This window comes from Paenibacillus lutrae, from assembly GCF_009757775.1.
Lineage (GTDB): Bacteria > Bacillota > Bacilli > Paenibacillales > NBRC-103111 > Paenibacillus_F > Paenibacillus_F lutrae.
This window is the reverse complement of sequence record NZ_RHLK01000013.1, coordinates 116,539-136,165: the sequence shown is the minus strand read 5'-3', so window position 1 is coordinate 136,165 and position 19,627 is coordinate 116,539. Positions and strand designations below refer to the sequence as shown.

The window sequence follows — 19,627 nt, the reverse complement described above, 5'->3', positions numbered from 1 at the left end:
TTGCATGCTCACCTGGATTTATGTACTGCTGGCAGCCGCACTTATCAGCTGGGTCGTATTCGCATTATCGCTATGGCGCCTGCAGGTTAAAAGAATCGGGCTGCTCCAGCAGCTCCAAATTATTAAGATCACACCTAAACGCAAAAGGCAGAAAGCATCCGACAAGTTTAAAGCCGCTGTCTTCCGGTGGTCGGACCGCCTTTCTCCTCTCGGGAAACGGTTTAAATTATTCGTAAGCGACAGGGACCTGGAGAGAAGGATCGCGCTTGCCGGCCATCCGAACGGGCTGACGCTCGACTCTTTCCACGGCTTCCGGTTTCTATGCTTGTTCATGGGACTCCTGATCGGCACCTTCCTATCCTGGCTCGGCCTCGGAGGAATTGTCCAGATCCTGCTCATCCTGGCAGGACTCTTCCTCCCGATCGTATGGATCCGTTCAGCCGCATCGAACCGGCAGCAGCAGATCGGGATTGAACTGCCTGATTTTATGGATACCATGAGCGTAACCTTACAAGCCGGCGTACCGATGGACCCTGCCATCAAGCAGATTACGCGCAATATGGAGGGACCGCTGAGCGAGGAGCTGACCCGCTTCCAGCAGGAACTGGACGTAGGCGTTCCCCGTGAAGATGCTTACATGCGGATGATGAACCGCAATCAGTGCAAAGAGCTGGAGACGCTGGTTCTTTCCCTTATCCAGGGCAGCAAGCTGGGCGTGCCTATCGCCAATACGTTCAAAATTCTAGCCAAAGATATGCGGGAATCCCGGATTGGCTATGTCAAGGAACGTGCGGCTAAAGCAGGCCCCAAAGTAACGATGATTACAACGTTCGTCATCCTCCCGGCCGTCCTGCTCTGTGTGATGGGATTGCTGGTGCTTAACTTTATTTACAACCCCGAGGGAATCGGAATCGATTGGAGTGCCTTTAGCTGATTACTGATTACTGATTATTGGTCGAGCCCCATTGCCTACGAAATCAAAGCAGCTTCCATCCTGAATACTTACCTGCACTTGAAAGGAGGTGACATACATGAGAAAGCAGCTAGGAACATGGCTATATGCCGCTGGTCAGCGTACCATACAGCCCCTACGCAACCAGAAAGGCGCGCAAGCTATTGAATATATCGGCGTAGCCGCACTCGTGGTTGTTCTGATTATGGCGCTGATCAGCGCATTTGGAGATGGCGGAATTGCCGAAAAACTGGTGGGAAAGCTAAATGAATTTATCGATAAGATTAAAATTTAGTAGAACACAGAAGTCAGGTGACGGTATGAAGTGGCTTCGAAATGAAAGAGGCTCCCAGGCTATAGAGCTTATTGGCGTGCTTCCGCTGTTCCTGCTTATGATTCTGATCGTCTGGCAGTTTGCCCTCGCCGCCAGCACGGCCATTACGGCCAAAGCAGCGGCGATGGAAGGTGCCCGGGCAGCGATGACCGAGGATATCATGGATACGGATTATGATATAGCCGCACGGAATATTGCCACTGGCTATGTCGTAAAAGATGTCAGCCGCAGTTATTCCGGCGGAGGGGACAATACCTATGTAACGGTCTCCGTTACCCTGGAAGCCCCGCTTTTGACGAACAGCCAATTGTTCGATACCACAGGGCTATCCATACCTATTACCTCAGAGGTTACGATCCGTAAAGAACCGAAAGAGGATCCATAAAGTCTCCCCGTCCGACAACGGGGAAGACTTTGATTTTTTTGAAGAGAGGGGACTATTTATGTACCGTAGACTGATCAGGCTGGCACTTCCTTTGATAGTGATGCTCTTGGCAACCGCCTGCCTGACTGTACTATCGGCAGCGGCGCGGGATATTGATGTAGGCTATGATTCCCGGACCCTTACTCCCAAACAATCCGAAGGACAAGACAACATCCGGGTCGAAACAGCCAATCCGGCTGATATGGCGCCAGATCCCAACGATCCTAACGGCGATGAGACGCCTGGCGGCGAAGATACTCCGGGAGGTAAAGATTCTCCCGGTTCAGACGAAACAGGAAACGGGGACGGCAGCACGGACAACGGCAAGACAAATCCGGGTGGAACAACCCCGGGAACCGGCGGCTCGCCGGGAGCAAATCCCGGCGGCTCAAACAACCCGGGCGCAGATGGCCAGCCTGGCGCTGACGGTTCACCGGGCGGCGAGGGCCAGCCCGGTGGGGATGGCAGCCCCGGTGCCGATGGAAACCCCGAAGGCAAAGGAAATCCGGAGGGAGACGGGAGTGCCGGCGGACAAGGAGACCTGAATGCCGACCCCCTCAATCCGGATGGACAACAAGGAGACGGAAATTCACCGTCAGGCAATAAACTCAATCCTCCAAAGCTGGACCCGGGTGCAGGCACGGATGCCGGAGAAATAGATCCGAGTAAAACCGATTCCGGTAAGACCAAGGAGCCTGATAAGCCCTGGTACGAAACTTTATGGGATAAAGCAACAGATTTTGCCAAAGGAAGTGTGGCCGGAGCCATTGGAGCGGCCATCGTCATTGGTGTCGTTGTAATCGGGGCCGCTATAATCGGTGTAACCATCGGGGCACCTGTGCTTATCGCCGCAGCTGTCGTCGGTATTGTGGCAGGCGGCATTTATGGCATCATGTCCGGTGAGAACTTTAGCTGGACTAAGGGAATCGGTATTGGTGCATTAGGTGCGATCAGTACAATCGCGGTACTCCAGTCCGGCGTAGTAGGAGCTATACGCGGAGGAATCCAGCTCTTCAGAACATCCGGGTTCAAAGGCGCAATGAGCAGCATCGGTTCCCGGATCGTCGCTTACTCCCGCGGTACGTTTACCAGCGTGCGGAACGGATTATCCGCGCTTCGGGGGGCTACGATTAAGGAAACGTTCATGAACGCAGCAACTGCGTTCGGCAAGACCTTAATCAGCAAAAGCTTTAATGTCACGATGTTCTCTAACTTTGGAATCAATCTGGCCGTTAAAGTAGCTTTCGAAGGAAAGCTCCCTACCTCCACGGAATATCTTCAAATGGGAGTGGAGAGCTTCGTAGGCGCGCTGGTTATCGACAAAGTGGCCAATGTGCTCGGGTCGGAAGCAGTCAGCACATTCGGTAAGCGGATGGCCAACTCCGTAGTCAGCTTTGCCGAGGGTATTTTCGTTACTCCTTTTATCAAAGGCGAAAAGCCTAAATACGGAGAAGCCGCTCAGACAAGCTTCATCAAAGCCTTTATTATCCAGCCTATCTTTAGAACGAGATTGAACCAGGTTCGCCTGGATAGAGATATCGGCACAACAGTCGATGAAGTCAGAGTCACGGCACCGGGATTCAGTGATGCCAATGTCAGTCAGAGACAGATCACGAACCGATCTTTGGACCGGATGTGGCAGAACGGGGAAATCAATCCGAATGCCGTAAATAACAATACGTTAAATCAATGGAATAACCGCGGAAACCAAGTGACGCAGAGACAATTCGACCGCCTGCTGGAAAACCAGAGCAATCTGGATAGGGTAGCCAATCAGCAGCAAGTGGTCGAGAAAGCGACCGAGCAGACTGCGAATAAAGCGGTTGAAAATCAATATGGTCTAAAGGGCGGCAAGTAATCGCCGGACAATTCTGCGAAAGACAAGGGCGTGAATGTTATTTATGAATTTCTTAAAAGATGTCAGTGCCGACCGGCTGGGCAAATGGCTGGGGATTTACACCCTGTTTTTCTTCCTGTGCGGTCTTGTCATCGCCTATTTGGGAGGAGATCATGATTATATTTCTTATCAGACAGGTGTCATACTAGGCGCCCTCCTCCTCCTCCCTGGTTTATTCCTGCTCATTGCCCTCTATATCAAGGCAGACCGCCAGACCAGGAAAGGCTATAATCTCCGCCTGCTGCTTGTCCTTGCACTCGTTGCGGCCAAGTATGCGTTCTTTTAGAGGTATGACACTTTAACTGCACAAAGGATGTGTCCCGCTTGAATTCCTTAAAGCTTACGCTGCTGACGATCAGCACAGCCGCCCTCCTGGCAGCCGGATGCAGTTCGGAAGAAAGCAGCCCCCCTGCGGAAGCAGTGCCTACCGGAGCGCCCTCCTCTCCGTCCGCATCACCCAGCCCGCCCTCTTCCGCTTCACCTTCGCCCGCAGAGATCGGCAAGAAGAAGGTTGAGGTAGAGGTGGTGGCATCCGAGCCGCAGGCCAGCCCTGCCGCCAGCGTCCAAGTAACGGACATCGCCGGACATCCCGCCGAGAAGGCCATCACCTCTCTGCTTGAAAGCGGAGCAGTGATGGTTGATAGCGGCGGACAGTTCCGTCCAGGCGAGGCGATTACCCGCCGGGAATTCATCCATTGGATGTATGGTTTTGACTCCAAAGGAATTAAGCCCCGTAAGCCTCAAAAAGCCAGCTTTACGGATGTGACGGTCAGCGATAAGGATTTCGACCTTATCGAGGGCTTGCAGGGCGCCGGTGTCGTAACCGGATTCCCGGACGGCAGTATGAAGCTGGACAAGGAGTTGACGCGCGAAGAGCTGGCTCTGCTCTGGGGCTGGTACCAGAGCGCCGACAACGTCGTCAGCCCGCTGATTCCGCTCGCAGCCGCCGAGATCAGCTACCGCAAGTACAGCGACCGCGAGAAGGTCGGCGAGATTTTCAAACGTGCGGTAGGCCATTACTCTCAAAACAAACTCATCGTCAAAGCCTTCGGCGAAACGCCGGCACTCAGCCCGCAAGGCTCCGTCACGCGCTCGGAAGCGGCGCTGTGGATCGCCACCTACTATAACGAGTTGACGGGCGACGAGAAGACTAAATTCGAACAGAGGCGGCAGAACAAATAGCCGGCCTGCGAAAGGAAGGGTTCCGATGAAACGCCAATACTCTGGAATCAAAACGGCTTCGGCCTCCTGCCTGCTGGCGGCGCTTCTGCTCAGTTCTGCCTGCTCCGCGGACAAACCCGCCGCCAGTCCGGCCGCTACACCTGCGCCGACAGGCACGTCTGCGTCACCGGAAGGCGGCTCTGGTGGTGACGCCATCTCCTCGCCCCGCGGTCCCCTGCGCGTGAAGGACATCGCCGGCCACATCGAACAGGAGGCCATTGTCAAGCTGCTCGCGTCTGGAGCCGTGAATCTGGAAGGCGAGCTGTTCAAGCCGAATGAAATGATTCAACGCAGCGAATTTCTGGCTTGGGCGCACGGATACGACCCGAAGGACACCGTCAAGCAAAAACCGGACCAGCCGGTATTTCAGGACGTCCCAGCCGACCATCCGTACGCAGACCTGTTAGCCGGCCTCAAAGCTTCGGAACGGATCACCGCCATGCAAGACGGCTCTTTTCAACCGGATAAGGAACTGACGCGCGAAGAGCTCGCACAACTGTGGGGCTGGTATCAGCGGACCGAACGGATTCTAAGTCCCAAGCAAGATTACTCGGACACCTTCATGAAATTCCGTAAAGACGGCGATAAGGTTCAGGAAATTTACCGGGTCGCAGTCGATCATTATATTTTCTTCGATGATTTCTATCACCAGGTGTTTGGAGATGTACCCCGGCTTAATCCTCAAATGGCCGTAACCCGTGCAGAGGCAGCAGCCTGGATTGTCAAGTTCTACGAGAAGAAGGAATCCTAACCATGAAACCTATCCGTATGTTCAAAAATACACTCAGCTCCCTGCGGAATGAAACCGGCAGCACATCGATTCTTACGGTTTTCACGCTTGGAGCCGTCATTATCGGGAGTGTATGTATGTTCTATTACTTTACGGTTTTTATAGAAAAAAGGCAGGCCCAGAACATTGCGGATACCGGAGCCATAGCAGCCGTACAAACCCTCCGGGACGAGTTCCAGAAGAAAATGGAAGATGCATCCGAAGAAAGCATAAGCAAGCTCATCGAGAAAATCGACAAGTTTATCGAATCTTTTCCGGAAGAAGACAGGCCCACCTTCGAAGAAGCCGTAGAGAACTTCCTGGGGTCCGGCGAACTTACTGAAATCGTGAAGTCCCATTCTTTCAAAGCCAAAGATCATTGGCTGCTGGTTGTTAAACACAGCCACTTTGCCAGCGACTATACGGCAGAGAAGAATGGGGATAAACTCATGGATGCTTATCTTCAGAACAGTGAGCTCATCAAGTATGCGGCCGTTACGGCCATTGAACAGAACAAAGGAAACTCACTGGTGGGAGAGATTGAATTTCCTTTTGAGAATGAAAGCGGCGAACCTCCCAAGCTGCTGCTCAAAGCAGCCCGAACGATGAAGATTGACGGACTATCCTTTGAAAAAGATCTGGATGCGGCGGCGGTAACGAGCGTGTCCTCCAAGGATTTTGACATTACGGTTAGAGCTGCACCTGCCCGGATTTCCTGGTAAATGGTAAAGAATCGCCGCCGGGAATAACATGGATTTAAAAAAACACCCCTTCGATTCATGGGAGCAACTGAGATTGCGCCCGGTGTTCGAAGGGGTGTCTTTTATTTATCAGCGAAGGGGCAGTTTAAGCCCGCTTATTAAGCCTATTGTATTCATCCGTAATTCCCGGCGGGCTCTATTCCATTGTGTCTACACGGCCCCACTTGACCAGCTGACCGCGCGTTACGCCGAGTTGATTCGTTGCTTTGAGAGTCTTCCAGACCTGTGTTCCTGTAATATTCCCGGAGATAGCACGGCGGTACAGTTCCAGAACTTCCTTGACCTTCTCGGGCGATTCCTCCAGGAATTCTACCCGGTAGGAACGGACGCCCAGCTCCAGGAAGTGATTCAAGTACTCCGCGCCCGACTGCTCAATCGCATTGTACACCGTATTGCGGCAGCCTTCGTCCACTCGTACAGGGTGAGACATGCCGATCCGGTCCTGCAGTGATGCCCGGTGGTCTTCACACGGACGGCCGCAGTTCGTGAAGTCGGTTCCCTCGCTCATGAACGTACAGTACACACAGTGCTCGGTATGGAACATCGGCATATGCTGCTGAATGACCATTTCCAGCTTGGACGTATCGGTGCGGGACAGCATATCAACCATCTGCTGGATGTTCAGGTCATACGACGGCGTGACCAGGCTGCAGCCCGCGTCTACAAACAGCGAAGCGGTTTTGTGATTGGCGATGTTCAAGGAGAAGTCCCCGATCAGCTCCGGACGATAGTCTTCCGTGGTTTCCGCGAGGTACTTCATGAAGAAATACATCGCGCCCGTATTGCGCACAAGCACCGCATCGGGACGCAGCTTCAAGATGTTGCGGAAGTAGCCGTTCTCTCCAGGCATATGAATGCGCGGCGTCGCCAGCGCAATCTTCTTGCCGGCAGCGTGAGCGGCCTCCACTGCGGCCGGAAACTGCTTGATGAACTCGAAATCGGCGTAGATCATATCTACGTCGGTTTCGACAGCCGCGAGCACCTGCTCGATGCCGCGGCATAGCGCGGTGAGGCGTACGCCGTAAGGCTGGCCTGCATGCCCGCCAGCCGAAGCAGCCTCACTGCCACCGGCAGCGGACGCCTGCGCGGCTTCCTGCTGCAGAGCCGCATCCGCGCGGCCGCTCATACGGCGTTCTTCAGCGCTTACCGGCACTTGAAGCGCCTGCTCGTCGGCGTAGGCATCGACCTCGCGCTTCAGATAGCGGCGCGGCTTCTGGCGCTCGGCCTCGAGCAGCTCCACCGCATGGCGGCGCAGCGCGTTCAACTCGCGCATCGGTACGATCACATCGCCGCCGAGCTGGACGTCCAGGCTCGCGAGTTCGAAGATCGTACCGCCGAGCCGGCCCAGCTGCTCTGCGAGCACTTCCTCGCCGAGCGGACGCTTCAGCGCCGCTTCGAGCGCGGCTTCCGTCTCGACGAAGACGCTGTGGCCCGCAGACGGGTCGCTCCACCACGTCTTCAGCGGCTGTCCGGCGGTGCCGGTTACGCGCACATGCACCGGGAACGTACGATACGGCTTCTCCGTTTCGTACGTCTGGCGCAGCCGCTTGTCCAGCGCCGGATCACTGGTCTTCCAGATCCGGTCGCCGACGCGCACGCGGCTAAGATCCACGTCGCTGCGGCCCGGCACGATCTCGATGATGCCGCCTTCGGCTTCTCCTTCGATTTTGGCTCCCTTGCGCCGGATGTCGTATACACGGCCGCCTTCTTCCTTCTTCGTCGGGTCACCGGCGTCGAATACGATACCGTCGCCGCGCTTGAGCGGCGCTTCGATCTCGCACAGCACCGCGTCGCGCAGCACCTGCTTCACGCGGCCGAGGAACACGCCGCGGCTCTTGGGAAATGTTCCATCCACGAGCTGCTTGTTGTTCGTCCCCTGCAGGAAGCCGGTCGTAAATCCGCGCGAGAAGCTCTGCTGAAGCTCCCGGATGTCTTCCTTCGACGGCTTCTCATCTTTGCCTTCGAAGTACGCGTCGATCGCACGGTTGTATTTGCTGACCACGTTGGCTACGTACTCGGGACTCTTCAGGCGACCCTCGATTTTGAACGAGGTTACACCCGCTTCGATGAGCTCCGGCACGATTTCAATCGCAGCCAGATCTTTGGGCGACAGCAAGTAGGCCACATCCCCCATCGGTTTAGGGTCTCCGTCGACGATCAGATCGTACGGCAGGCGGCATGCCTGCGCACATTCTCCGCGGTTCGCGGAGCGTCCGCCCCACATTTCGGATGTCAGGCACTGTCCGGAATAGGACACGCATAATGCCCCGTGCACAAACACCTCCATCGGCAGCTTGGCCTGGTCTCCGATGGTCTTGATCTGCTTCAAGTTATTCTCCCGGCCGAGTACGACCCGTTCGATATCGAATGGTTTTGTAAATTCCACCGCTTCCGGCGATGTAATCGTCATCTGCGTCGAACCGTGAATCGGGAAGTCCGGCGAGATATCACGGATCATTTTGACAAGACCAAGGTCCTGCACAATAACAGCATCCACGCCCGCATCCACACAGGCTTCAATCAGTTCCTGCGCATCGCGCAGCTCGTCCTCAAATACGAGGATATTAAAAGTCAGAAATCCTTTGACGCCATATAAATGAAGAAACGACATAATGTCGGACAGCTCATCCATCTTGAAATTGTGCGCGCGAGCCCGGGCATTGAATTTCTCAACTCCGAAAAAGACCGCATTCGCTCCGTTAGCTACCGCCGCTCTCAGGCAGTCCCAGTCACCCGCAGGGGCCAGCAGCTCTATATCTTCTCTGCGTAAAGATCGCATGATTCAAATCCTTTCGTTGTGCAAATCAGGTTACATAACTAGTGTACCTTTGCCCAGCCCCGACCGCAACCTGGAATAAGCGTTCCCGGCCTGCTTTTTATAGCCATTTTGCCGAAAAAGAACCGCTCTGATTCTCCCCATGTAAAAAGCTGCCCCGCCGGCAGTTAAATGTGCCAGGGAGACAGCTTCTTGTCATACGAATAAAACGATTCATACAGAATAAGCGAAGGATAAGTTCAAAAACGGAATTCACTGCCATACGAATCCAAGATCCGTGTTCGAATTCTTTAATTCAGATGATTACATAGTTTCCTTAATTAATGAGGCAGGTCATTCGAAACGATGGTTTGCAGATTCCGGTTGCTGTCCGCTTCCAATTCCCAGAACATAGCTCCGCGAAGACCTTTCGTTTTGATAAATTCATTTTTCAAATGAATGGATGCTTCGTCCTCGTATGCGATAAAGATTTTGCTAGTCGGATTGTACAGATAAGGCGTCTTGGTTGCATCGTTCCAGTAGCGCGTAAAGCCATTGCCGCCGACTGTATACTTGCCGCTTGCATCTTTCGTCAAATACCCTTTGTTCTGCAGGTAAGAGAAGTTGAAAGTCGAACCGTCCGAGCCTGTAGTAGCACCTCCGGTACAATTCTGATAAAGACCATCACCTTTTGGGCCGGCATTACAGCCGTTCCAGCCATAGCCGAAGAAAGCTTCTCCCACAGTAAGTTTGCTTGCCGGAATCCCTTTATTCAGATAAAGGTTTACAGTAGATTCTACATTAAAGAGTGTCGCTCCTGAAGGATCGCTTGGATCCTTGTACAGGGCGGATGGGATGTTGCTCACATTCTCCCAAGGACCATGATAGTCATAGGTCATGATATTAATCCAATCCAGGTACGTCGCTGCCTGGGAGAGCCAGTTCGACGTTCCGCCTGCATCACTTAGGAATGACTGGTTTGCGGACGAAGCTATCGTAATGTAGTAGCGTTTACCATCCTGTTGTCCAGCCGTATCGAGCTGCTGACGAAGCGTCTGCAGCAGAAGTGTATAGTTGGCTTTATCCGCTGTACGCTGGCAGGTTTGGCCTGCAGCACAAGGAACGCCGATAGAGTTCGGATATTCCCAGTCGATGTCAATGCCGTCAAAATTGTATTGGCGCAGGAAGGATACGGCGGATGTGGCAAAGTTCTGGCGAGTTGTCGGATCTGCCGCCAGATTAGAGAATTGATTCGACCATGTCCAGCCGCCGACAGATGCGAACAGCTTCAATTTCGGATTTTGAGTTTTGAGCTGTGCGAGCTTCTTCAAGCTCTCGTAGCCTCCACCGCCGCCGGTATCATCCGCATACGGATCGCCTAGAACGATTGCGCCGTTCGGTGCGTTATTCGGCACGCCGTTGCCGTCTTGGCAAGGCCATGTGTTCTTATTCGGATTGCCCGGATCGGTAGACGGATTACCGTGTCTGCCATTCCAGCAAACATCCAGGAACGCGTAGTTAATGACCGTCATTTTGGTCGGGTCTACGTTAGCCACCGTAAATTCAGGCGTATTATAAGAAGTCCAGCTCGGGAAGTAAGCAATGATTTCATTGCTTCCCGCCGGCTGAGCCGTGGTCGTGGCAGTTACCGCCGCACTCGCAGGCGATGCGTTGCCCGCTGCATCTTTAGCTTTGACGGTGAACGTGTAGAGCGTACTCGCCGTCAGGCCCGTTACGGTGTAGCTAGTACCGGTCACGGCAGCTACCAAAGCTGTGCCCTTGTACACCTCGTAGCTGGCAACCCCGACATTATCTGTCGAAGCGGTCCAGCTCAGAGCGACCGAGTTAGCTGTCACAGTGCCTACAGTCAGCTTCGTTGGCGCTGTAGGAGCCTGCGTGTCCGGCGCAGTCGTCGTAACGGTCACCGCATTACTGCTTGCCGAAAGATTTCCAGCCGCATCTTTAGCTTTGACCGTAAAGGTATAGGACGTGTTGGCCGCCAGACCTGTCACCGTGAAACTAGTGGAGGCGGATGAACCGGCCAGCGTAGTACCGTTATAAATATTGTAACCGCTTACACCTACATTATCAGTAGAAGCGTTCCAACTCAGAGCGACTGAAGCTCCTGTTACGGCCCCTGCTTTAAGAACGGTAGGAGCGGTTGGGGCTTGGGTGTCAGGAGCCGGCGTGCCGGTTTGCTTCTTCCATAATGCAGGCACATTCGAAGGTTCCCAGCCAGTAAGTGAAGTATGCCCCTGTATGCATTCGTAATTGCTGCCGCTGTATGTGACCACATCCCCCGTCTTATAAGCGGTATTGGGTGCCCATGGATTAGCACCTAAAGCAGTCAGCGGTAAAGCCATAAGAAGCAGTAGTACGACTAGGCAAAATGCCAGTCCTCTTTTGGTTTGTTGAGCCATTCGTTAATTCTCTCCCTTCAAATTGTACTTTCATCATACGGTTTGAATCCAGGCCTCAGAATCCGCTTGCGCCCTTCAGATCAGCAGTCAGCATTGTTTATCCGATACCAAGGACATGTTATGTGTTATGGACAATCCCCCCCTTTGGCGGTGATTCCGTGAAAGTGAAGCGCTTTAACTTTCGGACACCACAAGCTGCAGCCACTGCAACTGCATACAACAAATGTCCGGTTGCGGTGGCGGCGACTTTAGTATAATCAATTCGACTATTTCCAGTAATTCCCTTCTATTTCCATAAAAACATTTTTCTCCAGTTTTCTCTCCCTCTCCTGGCATTGATTTTTTTTCCGAGTTTAGGTAAACTAAGGCCAACTGCATACAGTGCGGCCGTGAAGGACCAATAGTATCCGATTTTCCTTCGATGTTCAGCGACCTGGGGATGGTGCAAGCCCAGGCAAGGAGTCAGAGAAAAGGCAGTCCGGAGCCGCGTGCGGAAAAGTGGATGCGTCAGCCTGACATTCTCAGGCGGATCTTCTAGCAGCCGGGACCACATGTCCGGCATGAGATGGAGATTCGCGAAATGTCACAACCTGCTCACCTGGCAGAGGCGGCGGATCAACTAGGGTGGAACCGCGGGTGCTCAAGCTCTCGTCCCTAGGCATGTAGGATGCCTGTGGGATTGGGGGCTTTTTCGATTGCCCGCGGACTGCGGTCTGATACGGATTGCGGCAGCCTGGCGTTTCGGAGAAATGCTCGGCCTGCCCGGATCGCTGCAGTTCAGTCTGGAATCATCCCCCTGCCCCGGCAGCATAACGGCCGCAAGCGCCGAACGACACACAACCGATTATCCAATCAAAGGAGCGAATACTAATGAGCGTCAACATGGAGCAGATCGTAGCACTCGCCAAGCACAGAGGCTTTATTTTCCCGGGTTCCGAAATTTACGGCGGTCTCGCCAACACGTGGGATTACGGCCCGCTGGGCGTTGAACTGAAGAACAACGTCAAACGTGCATGGTGGAAAAAATTCATCCAGGAGTCTCCATACAACGTGGGACTGGATGCCGCTATCCTGATGAACCCGCAAGCATGGGTTGCATCCGGTCACGTGGGCAACTTCAATGACCCGATGATCGACTGCAAGCAGTGCAAAGCACGCCACCGCGCGGACAAAATCATCGAGAACGCCTTAGATGCCAAAGGCATCGAACTGGTCGTAGACGGCCTGTCATTTGATCAGATGAAAGCATTGATGGATGAGCACGAAATCGCATGTCCGGACTGCGGCAGCCGCGATTTTACAGATATCCGCCAGTTTAACCTGATGTTCAAGACCTTCCAAGGCGTAACGGAATCCAGCTCCAACGTCGTGTACATGCGCCCGGAAACCGCGCAAGGTATCTTCGTTAACTTCAAGAACGTACAGCGTACGATGCGCAAAAAACTCCCGTTTGGCATCGGCCAAATCGGCAAAAGCTTCCGTAACGAAATCACGCCGGGCAACTTTACGTTCCGGACGCGTGAATTCGAACAAATGGAACTTGAATTCTTCTGCAAGCCTGGAGAAGATATGAAATGGTTCGAGTACTGGCGCGCTTACTGCCGCGATTGGCTCCTGAACCTGGGTGTCAAAGAAGGCAGCATCCGCCTGCGCGACCATTCCGACGACGAGCTGTCCCACTACAGCAATGCAACAACGGACATCGAGTACCGCTTCCCGTTCGGCTGGGGCGAGCTCTGGGGCATTGCGGACCGTACGGACTACGACCTCAAGCAGCATATGGAGCATTCCGGCGAGGATTTCAACTATGTTGACCAAGAAGCCGGTAATGAGAAATACGTTCCTTACTGCATCGAGCCTTCACTTGGCGCAGATCGCGTAACTCTGGCGTTCCTGATCGATGCATTCGAAGAGCAGAAGCTCGAAGGCGACGACAGCCGTACCGTGCTGCACCTGCACCCGGCACTGGCTCCCTTCAAGGTAGCCGTGTTCCCGCTGTCCAAGAAGCTGTCCGAAGGCGCGCAAGCGATCTTCTCGGACCTGGCGAAGAGCTTCATGGTCGATTATGACGATACCGGTTCGATCGGTAAACGGTACCGCCGCCATGACGAAATCGGTACACCTTTCTGCATCACATACGATTTTGATTCCGAGCAGGACGGCCAAGTGACGGTCCGCGACCGCGACACGATGGAGCAGACCCGTATGCCGATCAGCGAATTGAAGGCGTTCATTGAATCGAAACTTCAATTTTAATTCACCCTGCTGCAGCCTATAACCAGGAACAGCCCTCCAAATCCTCTATTCGATAGAGTTTGGAGGGCTGTTTCTCTATAAGCCTGGATAAGAGCCCTTCATACGCCTGTTATTAAAAAAGCCGCAGATCCTGACACACCGTAACGGTGCGAGGCCTGACGGCTTTTTCACAAGCAGTAACAGAACTTCCTGGCAGGCAAATTCTTATAGCTTGGCATGGTGGACAAGCTGCAAGTTGTCTATACCTGCCAACTGCACTTTAAAATCTACACCTTGAACTTCGACAAGGATTCGCCGAGCTGGTTCGATACCTCTTCCAGTTGCCCGGACAGACGGACTAGCCCTTCACTGACACTCTGCTGCTCGCTGCTGAGCGAAGCGACTTCCTCGCTGGTCGCGGACGATTCTTCCGCAACGGCGCTGACATTGGTCATCGCGTCCGCAAGCGTGAGCTGCGAGGCATTCAAATCTGTGATGGAGCCGGATACTTCATCCAACTGGATAAGCAGGTTGTCCATCTGGGTCTTCACATCCGAGAACATCTGGTTCGCTTCTTCAACCGATTCCGTCTGCTGACGGAACAAAGGATACGCATCGGACAGTGCTCTCACCGTGGCATCCATTTCACGCTGAATCTCTTCCGTAATCTCCGCCACACTGACAATCGAGCCTCTCGACTGATCAGCCAGATTACGGATTTCGCTGGCTACCACCATGAATCCCTTGCCTGCCGCTCCGGCACGGGCAGCTTCAATTCCCGCATTCAGGGATAAAATGTTCGTCTGCGCTGTTATCTTCGTCAATACATCAAGAATTTTACGGATGGATCCCGTTGTCGTTTTGAGACGGTCTACGCGTTCTACCAGCGATTGCGTGAGCTGTTCGCTCTGCTTGGTCTTCTGAGTGAGGTCATCCATCTGCTCTATGCCCCGCTCACTCATCTGCTGCACCTCGGAGGTTGCTATCGCCATCCGGATGTTCTTCTCGATAACATACTTCATTTGCTCCGAGATTTGCGTACTAAGATCATTCCCGTTCTCGGCCGCAACGGCAAGGCTCGTCGCCCCGCCCGCGATATCTTCCGTCGCCGTTGCAATCTCCCTTGCCGACAGAGCCGTCTTCTTGGACGCATCCGTCAGATCGCGGGCTGTCTCCAACACCTTATCGGCAGAGCGGTTGGTCTGGTTCACGAGATCTGTAATTTTACTCATCATCCCGTTAAAGCTTTTGCCCACCTGCCCGATCTCATCGGCCCGCTGAGTGAACAAAGTACGTACAGCCAGGTTGCCCTTCTCGCCCTCATTCATCAATTGGCCCAGCTCAACGAGCGGCTTGCCGATCATCCGGCTCATCAACCAGCCCAGGACGATCGCCAGCAGACCGGCGATAATCGCAACCCACAAGGTCAGATTGAAGATAGCATTGGCACTTTTTGTAATTTCGTCAATCGGTGCATAACCGTATACGACCCAATTGGTATGACTGCTTGTATTATATACAACGAGGTTATTCTCTCCCGCTTTACCCAGCGTTGCTTGGCCTTCCTTCTGAATCTTCTTATCGGCTTCATTGACCGGCAGTTTAATGTCGGCTTCCTGGCCGATTTTCCCCAAATCACCGAGAACCATCCATTGATTCTGCTGATTCATGATCTCGATTCTGCCTGTTTCGCCAATTTTAATCTCTTCGAGCTGCTCATTTAAATATTGCGTTTTGATCTCTATGAAAACGACATAATTTCCCTTACCCGCTGAATCTTTAATAAGACGGGCAACGGAAAACGTAGGAAAGTTCAATTGCGAGAAATAGCCGTTTATTTTGGAATCCATCCAGACGGGTCTTCCGTCTTCCTTCACGGCTTTTTGAATAACCGCCTCATTCTCCTTGACCAGAGACTCCTGCATAAAACCCGCAACCTTGCCGTTTACATCAGCCGGAACTACAAAAATACCGGCGATTTTCTCATCCGTCCGGGAGTACTTCTCCAAAGCCGTGTTGATGCTCATACGGGTGGATATAGCATCTGCATCGCTCAGATTGCCGAGGAGTTTCTCGGTATTGCTCGTAATCGCCTGATCGATCATAATGTCCAGCGACATCTTCTCGTAAGTCTTGAAGATATAATCGATTTTTTTACTAGTCTGAACCACTGTCTGATAAGCTGCCTTCGATACTTCCTCTTTTACGACACTCTTGGAAGTCTGGTACGATAAGGTCCCCACAATCCCTACCGCGATCAGTATACTTAAGAAAAAGATAATGAACAGTTTCGTTCCAACTGCTTTCATTAGAGGGACTCTATTGTCTCCCCCGCCTGATGAAAGCGATTCGGGCTGTGCCGGCTTCATGTCTCTAAGTTTTGTTTTGAGGCTCTGAGAAGCACCTTGCATTCCCTCGGTCAGCTTTTCCTTCCACTTTTTTTCCATAGCAACTCCCCATCTGTAGTTTGTAAATAATCATCTTCTTTATATATCGGCGAGGGCGACTCCATTTATGAACATGTTTTTCGGTATTATCTTTCTATTTGCACGCCTCTGCACCGCTCTGATACAGACCGATCCCCCTCCGTCTCTTAAGTTAACAAACCCCGGCAGAAGTGCTATAATGGCATGGATCATACACATAATTGAGGGATGAATTTGTCGAAAAAACGTTACACTGCAGCAGTGTTCGGTATAATCGCTCTGCTTGTACTGATCGGCGCAGCCGCTGTCCTGACTTCCAAAAAGGAAGAAGTGCGCCTTTTGTATGCGACGAATGGAGATCAATTCGATACAGCGGCATTCGGGCAGTTCCAGCAATCTTTAGCAGCAAACTTGAAGGTAGAGCGGAAGCCGATCGGCACATTGTCGGACCGTCAGCTCGGCGCTTACGACGCCGTTGTCCCGGATACCGGACTTGCCAATATCCCGGATAAAGGCCACCTTAAGAAACTTCAAGATTATGTGGAAAATGGCGGCCATCTGCTACTCGACAATAGTTTCGCCAGTATGTTTCCTTCGGATTTCCTGGGTGCCTATCAAACCAAGCTTATAGCTCCCCAGACCAAGCCCAAATTCGAATACCCCGCAGTCGGGACCAACGTTCAAGGCTTGCAGGAAGTCATGAAACTGTTTAGCGATAATTTCTTCAAAAGAGAATCCATGGACAGCATGCCCGGATTCTACTGGGGCTACGGTCTGGACCCTTCGACAGCGGAGCCTCTGGTTATGCTCGACGGACAAGCCATTGTAGCCCGCAACAAATATGGTAAAGGCACGGTTCTCTTAACCAGTACGTTCCTGCCAAACCGCTATTTCATAACGGGTTATGATTTGACCAGCGGTATGGACCCTAAGCAGGGGTTCGGCAGCCTCGTCACTCAATACAACAAGAACCGGCAGCTTGATCCCGGCACGACTTATTTTGACAAGAAAGACCTGAAGCTGGAGCCCTATTTCCACTTCGCCTTCTCGTCAGCGGGCGCTCAGCTACGTACCGAATTCGTGTCTTATGTATCCAAAGAAATTTACGGCTACAGCGCCACCAAAATACTCGGTCCTTACGGACGGCCTGCAATGGCTTACCAGAATCATTTTGAAGCGATGCCCGCCTTCCAGAATAAAGAAGGCATTCAATGGGCCGAGCTGACCAAGAAGTACAACCAGATTCCCTCGTACTCCCTTGTCCGCTCCGCATTCTACTGGGGACAGTGGAAAGAAAGCGCCACGGTGCAGCTCAACGAGGGAACCAATGAGAAGCCGGCGTTCAGCGGCGAGAAGCCGGCATCCTATTACAGCAGCGGCATGCATCTGCAGGCTGAAGGCGGGCCTGTACGGCTCGCGGAATATCCGGACTACCGCTCGCTTGCGGACGCCTTGGATAAGCCGCACCGGCTCGTACCGGCGTTCGCCGATTTGAACGGAGACGGACGGGACGACCTCCTTGCCGGCAGCAGCGACGGATACATCTATGTGTATCCGAATCTCGGCCAGAAGCCCGAGATGTACGAGCGCGACTCCGCGCCGGCTGGCCTGAAGCTGCCGGACGCGTACGGCAAGCCCGAGAAGCTGCTGCTGGACGGCGGACAGCCGCTGCAGACCGGCCCGCATGCTTCCGTGCATGCGGCGGACTGGAACGCTGACGGTCAGGTTGACCTCATCGTCAGCGACTCCACCGGGGCCGTGCGGATCGCGCTCGGCCAAGGCAGCGGGCGGTTCGCTCCGCTAACCGCCCTGCAGGACCCCGCCGGGCCCATCCGTGTGCCCGGACCGGCTGCGGCCGCCGTCGGTGATGTCGACGGCGACGGTACCGCAGACCTGCTCGTCGGCGATGCGGACGGCAAGGTCTGGCTGTACCGCGCGCCGCAGGCAGGCGCGCTGCGGCTCTCCGCCCCCGCCGAACTCTTGAGCGTCGGGGCGAAATACGCCGCGCCGTCCGTCCGTGACATGGACGGCGACGGCAGAGCGGACCTCGTTGTCGGCAGCAACGAGGGAGATCTTCGCGTGTTCCGCCAAGAAAGCGGCGGAACTTGGACCGACCAGGGGACGGTAAACGGCACCACACTGAATCAGATGGGGACGAATGCCCTGGTCGGAGGACACAACTCCGTGCCGGTATGGCACGATGTGAACGGCGACGGCGTCATCGACCTCGTCGTCGGACAGCTGGAATTCGGTTCCCCGATTCCGCTGGATTCGCCGGATTTCCCTTACAAAGAACAGCTGCAGGAGTTCCTGCAGTACACCAAGGACAATCATCTGGAATTGTATCCGCACGTATTCGTCCATAATTTTTTCAGCGATGATCAGGAAAAGAAAGAACTCGCCCTGCATAAGCAGGCGTTTGAGAAGCTCGGGATTCCGTGGGTGATGCCGGGAACGAACCAGCATACATGGCGGATTAATTTCCCGGACCGGCTGCAGACGCTTAGCAATGAGCGGGATCAGGATATATGGTTCAATTTCGGCTTTACACCGTCCCATACGCCTACCGAGCCACGGCTTGGCACCGATTATATATGGGGGCTGCCATTTCTTCTTGAGGACGTTGATGGAAGCCGTTCCGAGAAGCCTATGCTCATCTACACGCCGGCTCCCGTGCTTCGCAAAGAAGGCGCGAACTCCACAACGGACATCTACGATTCGTATGTGAAAAGAGATATGCCGATTGATTATTTCGAACATATCGAATATCATTTCCCGGACCGCGCAGGAGACCTGGAGACTTTCGCTTCTTATCTGGATGAAATCCGCACTCAGCATGATTACAACTTCATGACGGAGCCCCAGATGGCGCGTTCGTTTCTGGCGACTTTAACAACCCGGATCACGGTCAGCCGGAGCTGGGCCGATTATGTAATCGACAACGTCAAAGACCGTCTGTCCGATAAAGGCCTGCATCTGTCTCTCCGGCTGGGGGCAGACACCTCCAAAGTTCCGAAGCAGGCAGCTGAATATACGAATACGTCCGGCGTTGTGATTGAGAAAGGCGAGAAATACGCGCCTTACTCCCTAACTACCGACGCGCTCGTGTACACGGAGCAGAAGGGTAAGCTGTATCTTGGCCTTGGGAAGGATGCAGAGCTTCATATCGGCAAAGGAGCCGAGCAGGCACATATCGTCCGATCTAATGTGCCGTTCGCGCTGGACGCAGGCCAGACCGGCAATTGGAAACTCGAGCTTCAGGCTGCAGGCATGCAGCAGATCAAGATCTACAGTCCACAGGGTCTATCGATTCCCGGAAACCCTAAGGATGTTGAGATTAGGCATGACGAGAAGACAAGCACGTACACAATAACCCGCTACGGGGACAAAACTTCCCTTTCCATTTCTTTGGGAAATCCCCAATAATGAAGTT

13 protein-coding genes are annotated in these 19,627 nt (G+C 53.5%); 10 read left to right on the top strand and 3 right to left on the bottom strand.

Translation table 11 applies throughout. The features are described 5' to 3' along the window. Nucleotides 1-4 precede the first annotated feature (4 nt). From EDM21_RS19065 to EDM21_RS19030, 8 genes are all read left to right on the top strand, one after another. On the top strand, nt 5-934 hold the full coding sequence (locus EDM21_RS19065) for a type II secretion system F family protein (protein WP_157338034.1): 930 nt from the start codon (nt 5-7) through the stop codon (nt 932-934). A gap of 97 nt (nt 935-1,031) precedes the next feature. Next, nucleotides 1,032-1,247: a Flp family type IVb pilin gene (locus tag EDM21_RS19060; protein ID WP_068777499.1), complete on the top strand. Its 216-nt coding sequence runs from the start codon at nt 1,032-1,034 to the stop codon at nt 1,245-1,247. A 25-nt stretch (nt 1,248-1,272) separates the two neighbouring features. Then, nucleotides 1,273-1,671: a TadE family protein gene (locus tag EDM21_RS19055; protein WP_157338033.1), complete on the top strand. Its 399-nt coding sequence runs from the start codon at nt 1,273-1,275 to the stop codon at nt 1,669-1,671. A 58-nt stretch (nt 1,672-1,729) separates the two neighbouring features. Next, nucleotides 1,730-3,568 (top strand): ICP22 family protein, encoded by a 1,839-nt coding sequence (locus EDM21_RS19050; protein ID WP_157338032.1) that lies wholly within the window; start codon nt 1,730-1,732, stop codon nt 3,566-3,568. 43 nt (nt 3,569-3,611) lie between these two features. Continuing rightward, a complete protein-coding gene (locus tag EDM21_RS19045) occupies nt 3,612-3,893 on the top strand; it encodes a hypothetical protein (protein WP_156430983.1) in 282 nt (93 codons plus the stop codon). 38 nt (nt 3,894-3,931) lie between these two features. Then, nucleotides 3,932-4,789: an S-layer homology domain-containing protein gene (locus tag EDM21_RS19040; RefSeq protein WP_157338031.1), complete on the top strand. Its 858-nt coding sequence runs from the start codon at nt 3,932-3,934 to the stop codon at nt 4,787-4,789. A 25-nt stretch (nt 4,790-4,814) separates the two neighbouring features. Then, the gene (locus EDM21_RS19035) at nt 4,815-5,579 is read left to right on the top strand and encodes an S-layer homology domain-containing protein (protein WP_157338030.1); all 765 of its coding nucleotides are present in this window, start codon (nt 4,815-4,817) and stop codon (nt 5,577-5,579) included. A gap of 2 nt (nt 5,580-5,581) precedes the next feature. Continuing rightward, entirely contained in the window at nt 5,582-6,319 is a 738-nt protein-coding gene (locus EDM21_RS19030) for a Tad domain-containing protein (RefSeq protein ID WP_157338029.1), read from the top strand. A 175-nt stretch (nt 6,320-6,494) separates the two neighbouring features. On the opposite strand, the gene EDM21_RS19025 is transcribed toward EDM21_RS19030, so the two are convergent. Together EDM21_RS19025 and EDM21_RS19020 are read right to left on the bottom strand one after the other, a co-directional pair. Beyond that, entirely contained in the window at nt 6,495-9,137 is a 2,643-nt protein-coding gene (locus EDM21_RS19025; RefSeq protein WP_157338028.1) for a U32 family peptidase, read from the bottom strand. A 317-nt stretch (nt 9,138-9,454) separates the two neighbouring features. Further along, nucleotides 9,455-11,533 carry a glycosyl hydrolase family 18 protein gene (locus EDM21_RS19020; protein ID WP_157338027.1) on the bottom strand — a complete coding sequence of 693 codons (2,079 nt, stop codon included), beginning with the start codon at nt 11,531-11,533 and terminating at the stop codon, nt 9,455-9,457. Between the two features lie 870 nt (nt 11,534-12,403). Between EDM21_RS19020 and EDM21_RS19015 the strand changes: the two genes are divergently transcribed. Next, complete coding sequence (locus EDM21_RS19015) at nt 12,404-13,789, top strand: glycine--tRNA ligase (protein WP_157338026.1); 1,386 nt, start codon at nt 12,404-12,406, stop codon at nt 13,787-13,789. Between the two features lie 266 nt (nt 13,790-14,055). Here EDM21_RS19015 and EDM21_RS19010 read toward each other — a convergent pair whose 3' ends face one another. Next, on the bottom strand, nt 14,056-16,215 hold the full coding sequence (locus EDM21_RS19010) for a methyl-accepting chemotaxis protein (RefSeq protein ID WP_157338025.1): 2,160 nt from the start codon (nt 16,213-16,215) through the stop codon (nt 14,056-14,058). A 207-nt stretch (nt 16,216-16,422) separates the two neighbouring features. Here EDM21_RS19010 and EDM21_RS19005 point away from each other — a divergent pair, with 207 nt between their 5' ends. Beyond that, a complete protein-coding gene (locus EDM21_RS19005) occupies nt 16,423-19,620 on the top strand; it encodes an FG-GAP repeat domain-containing protein (RefSeq protein ID WP_157338024.1) in 3,198 nt (1,065 codons plus the stop codon). The last annotated feature ends 7 nt before the right edge of the window (nt 19,621-19,627 follow it).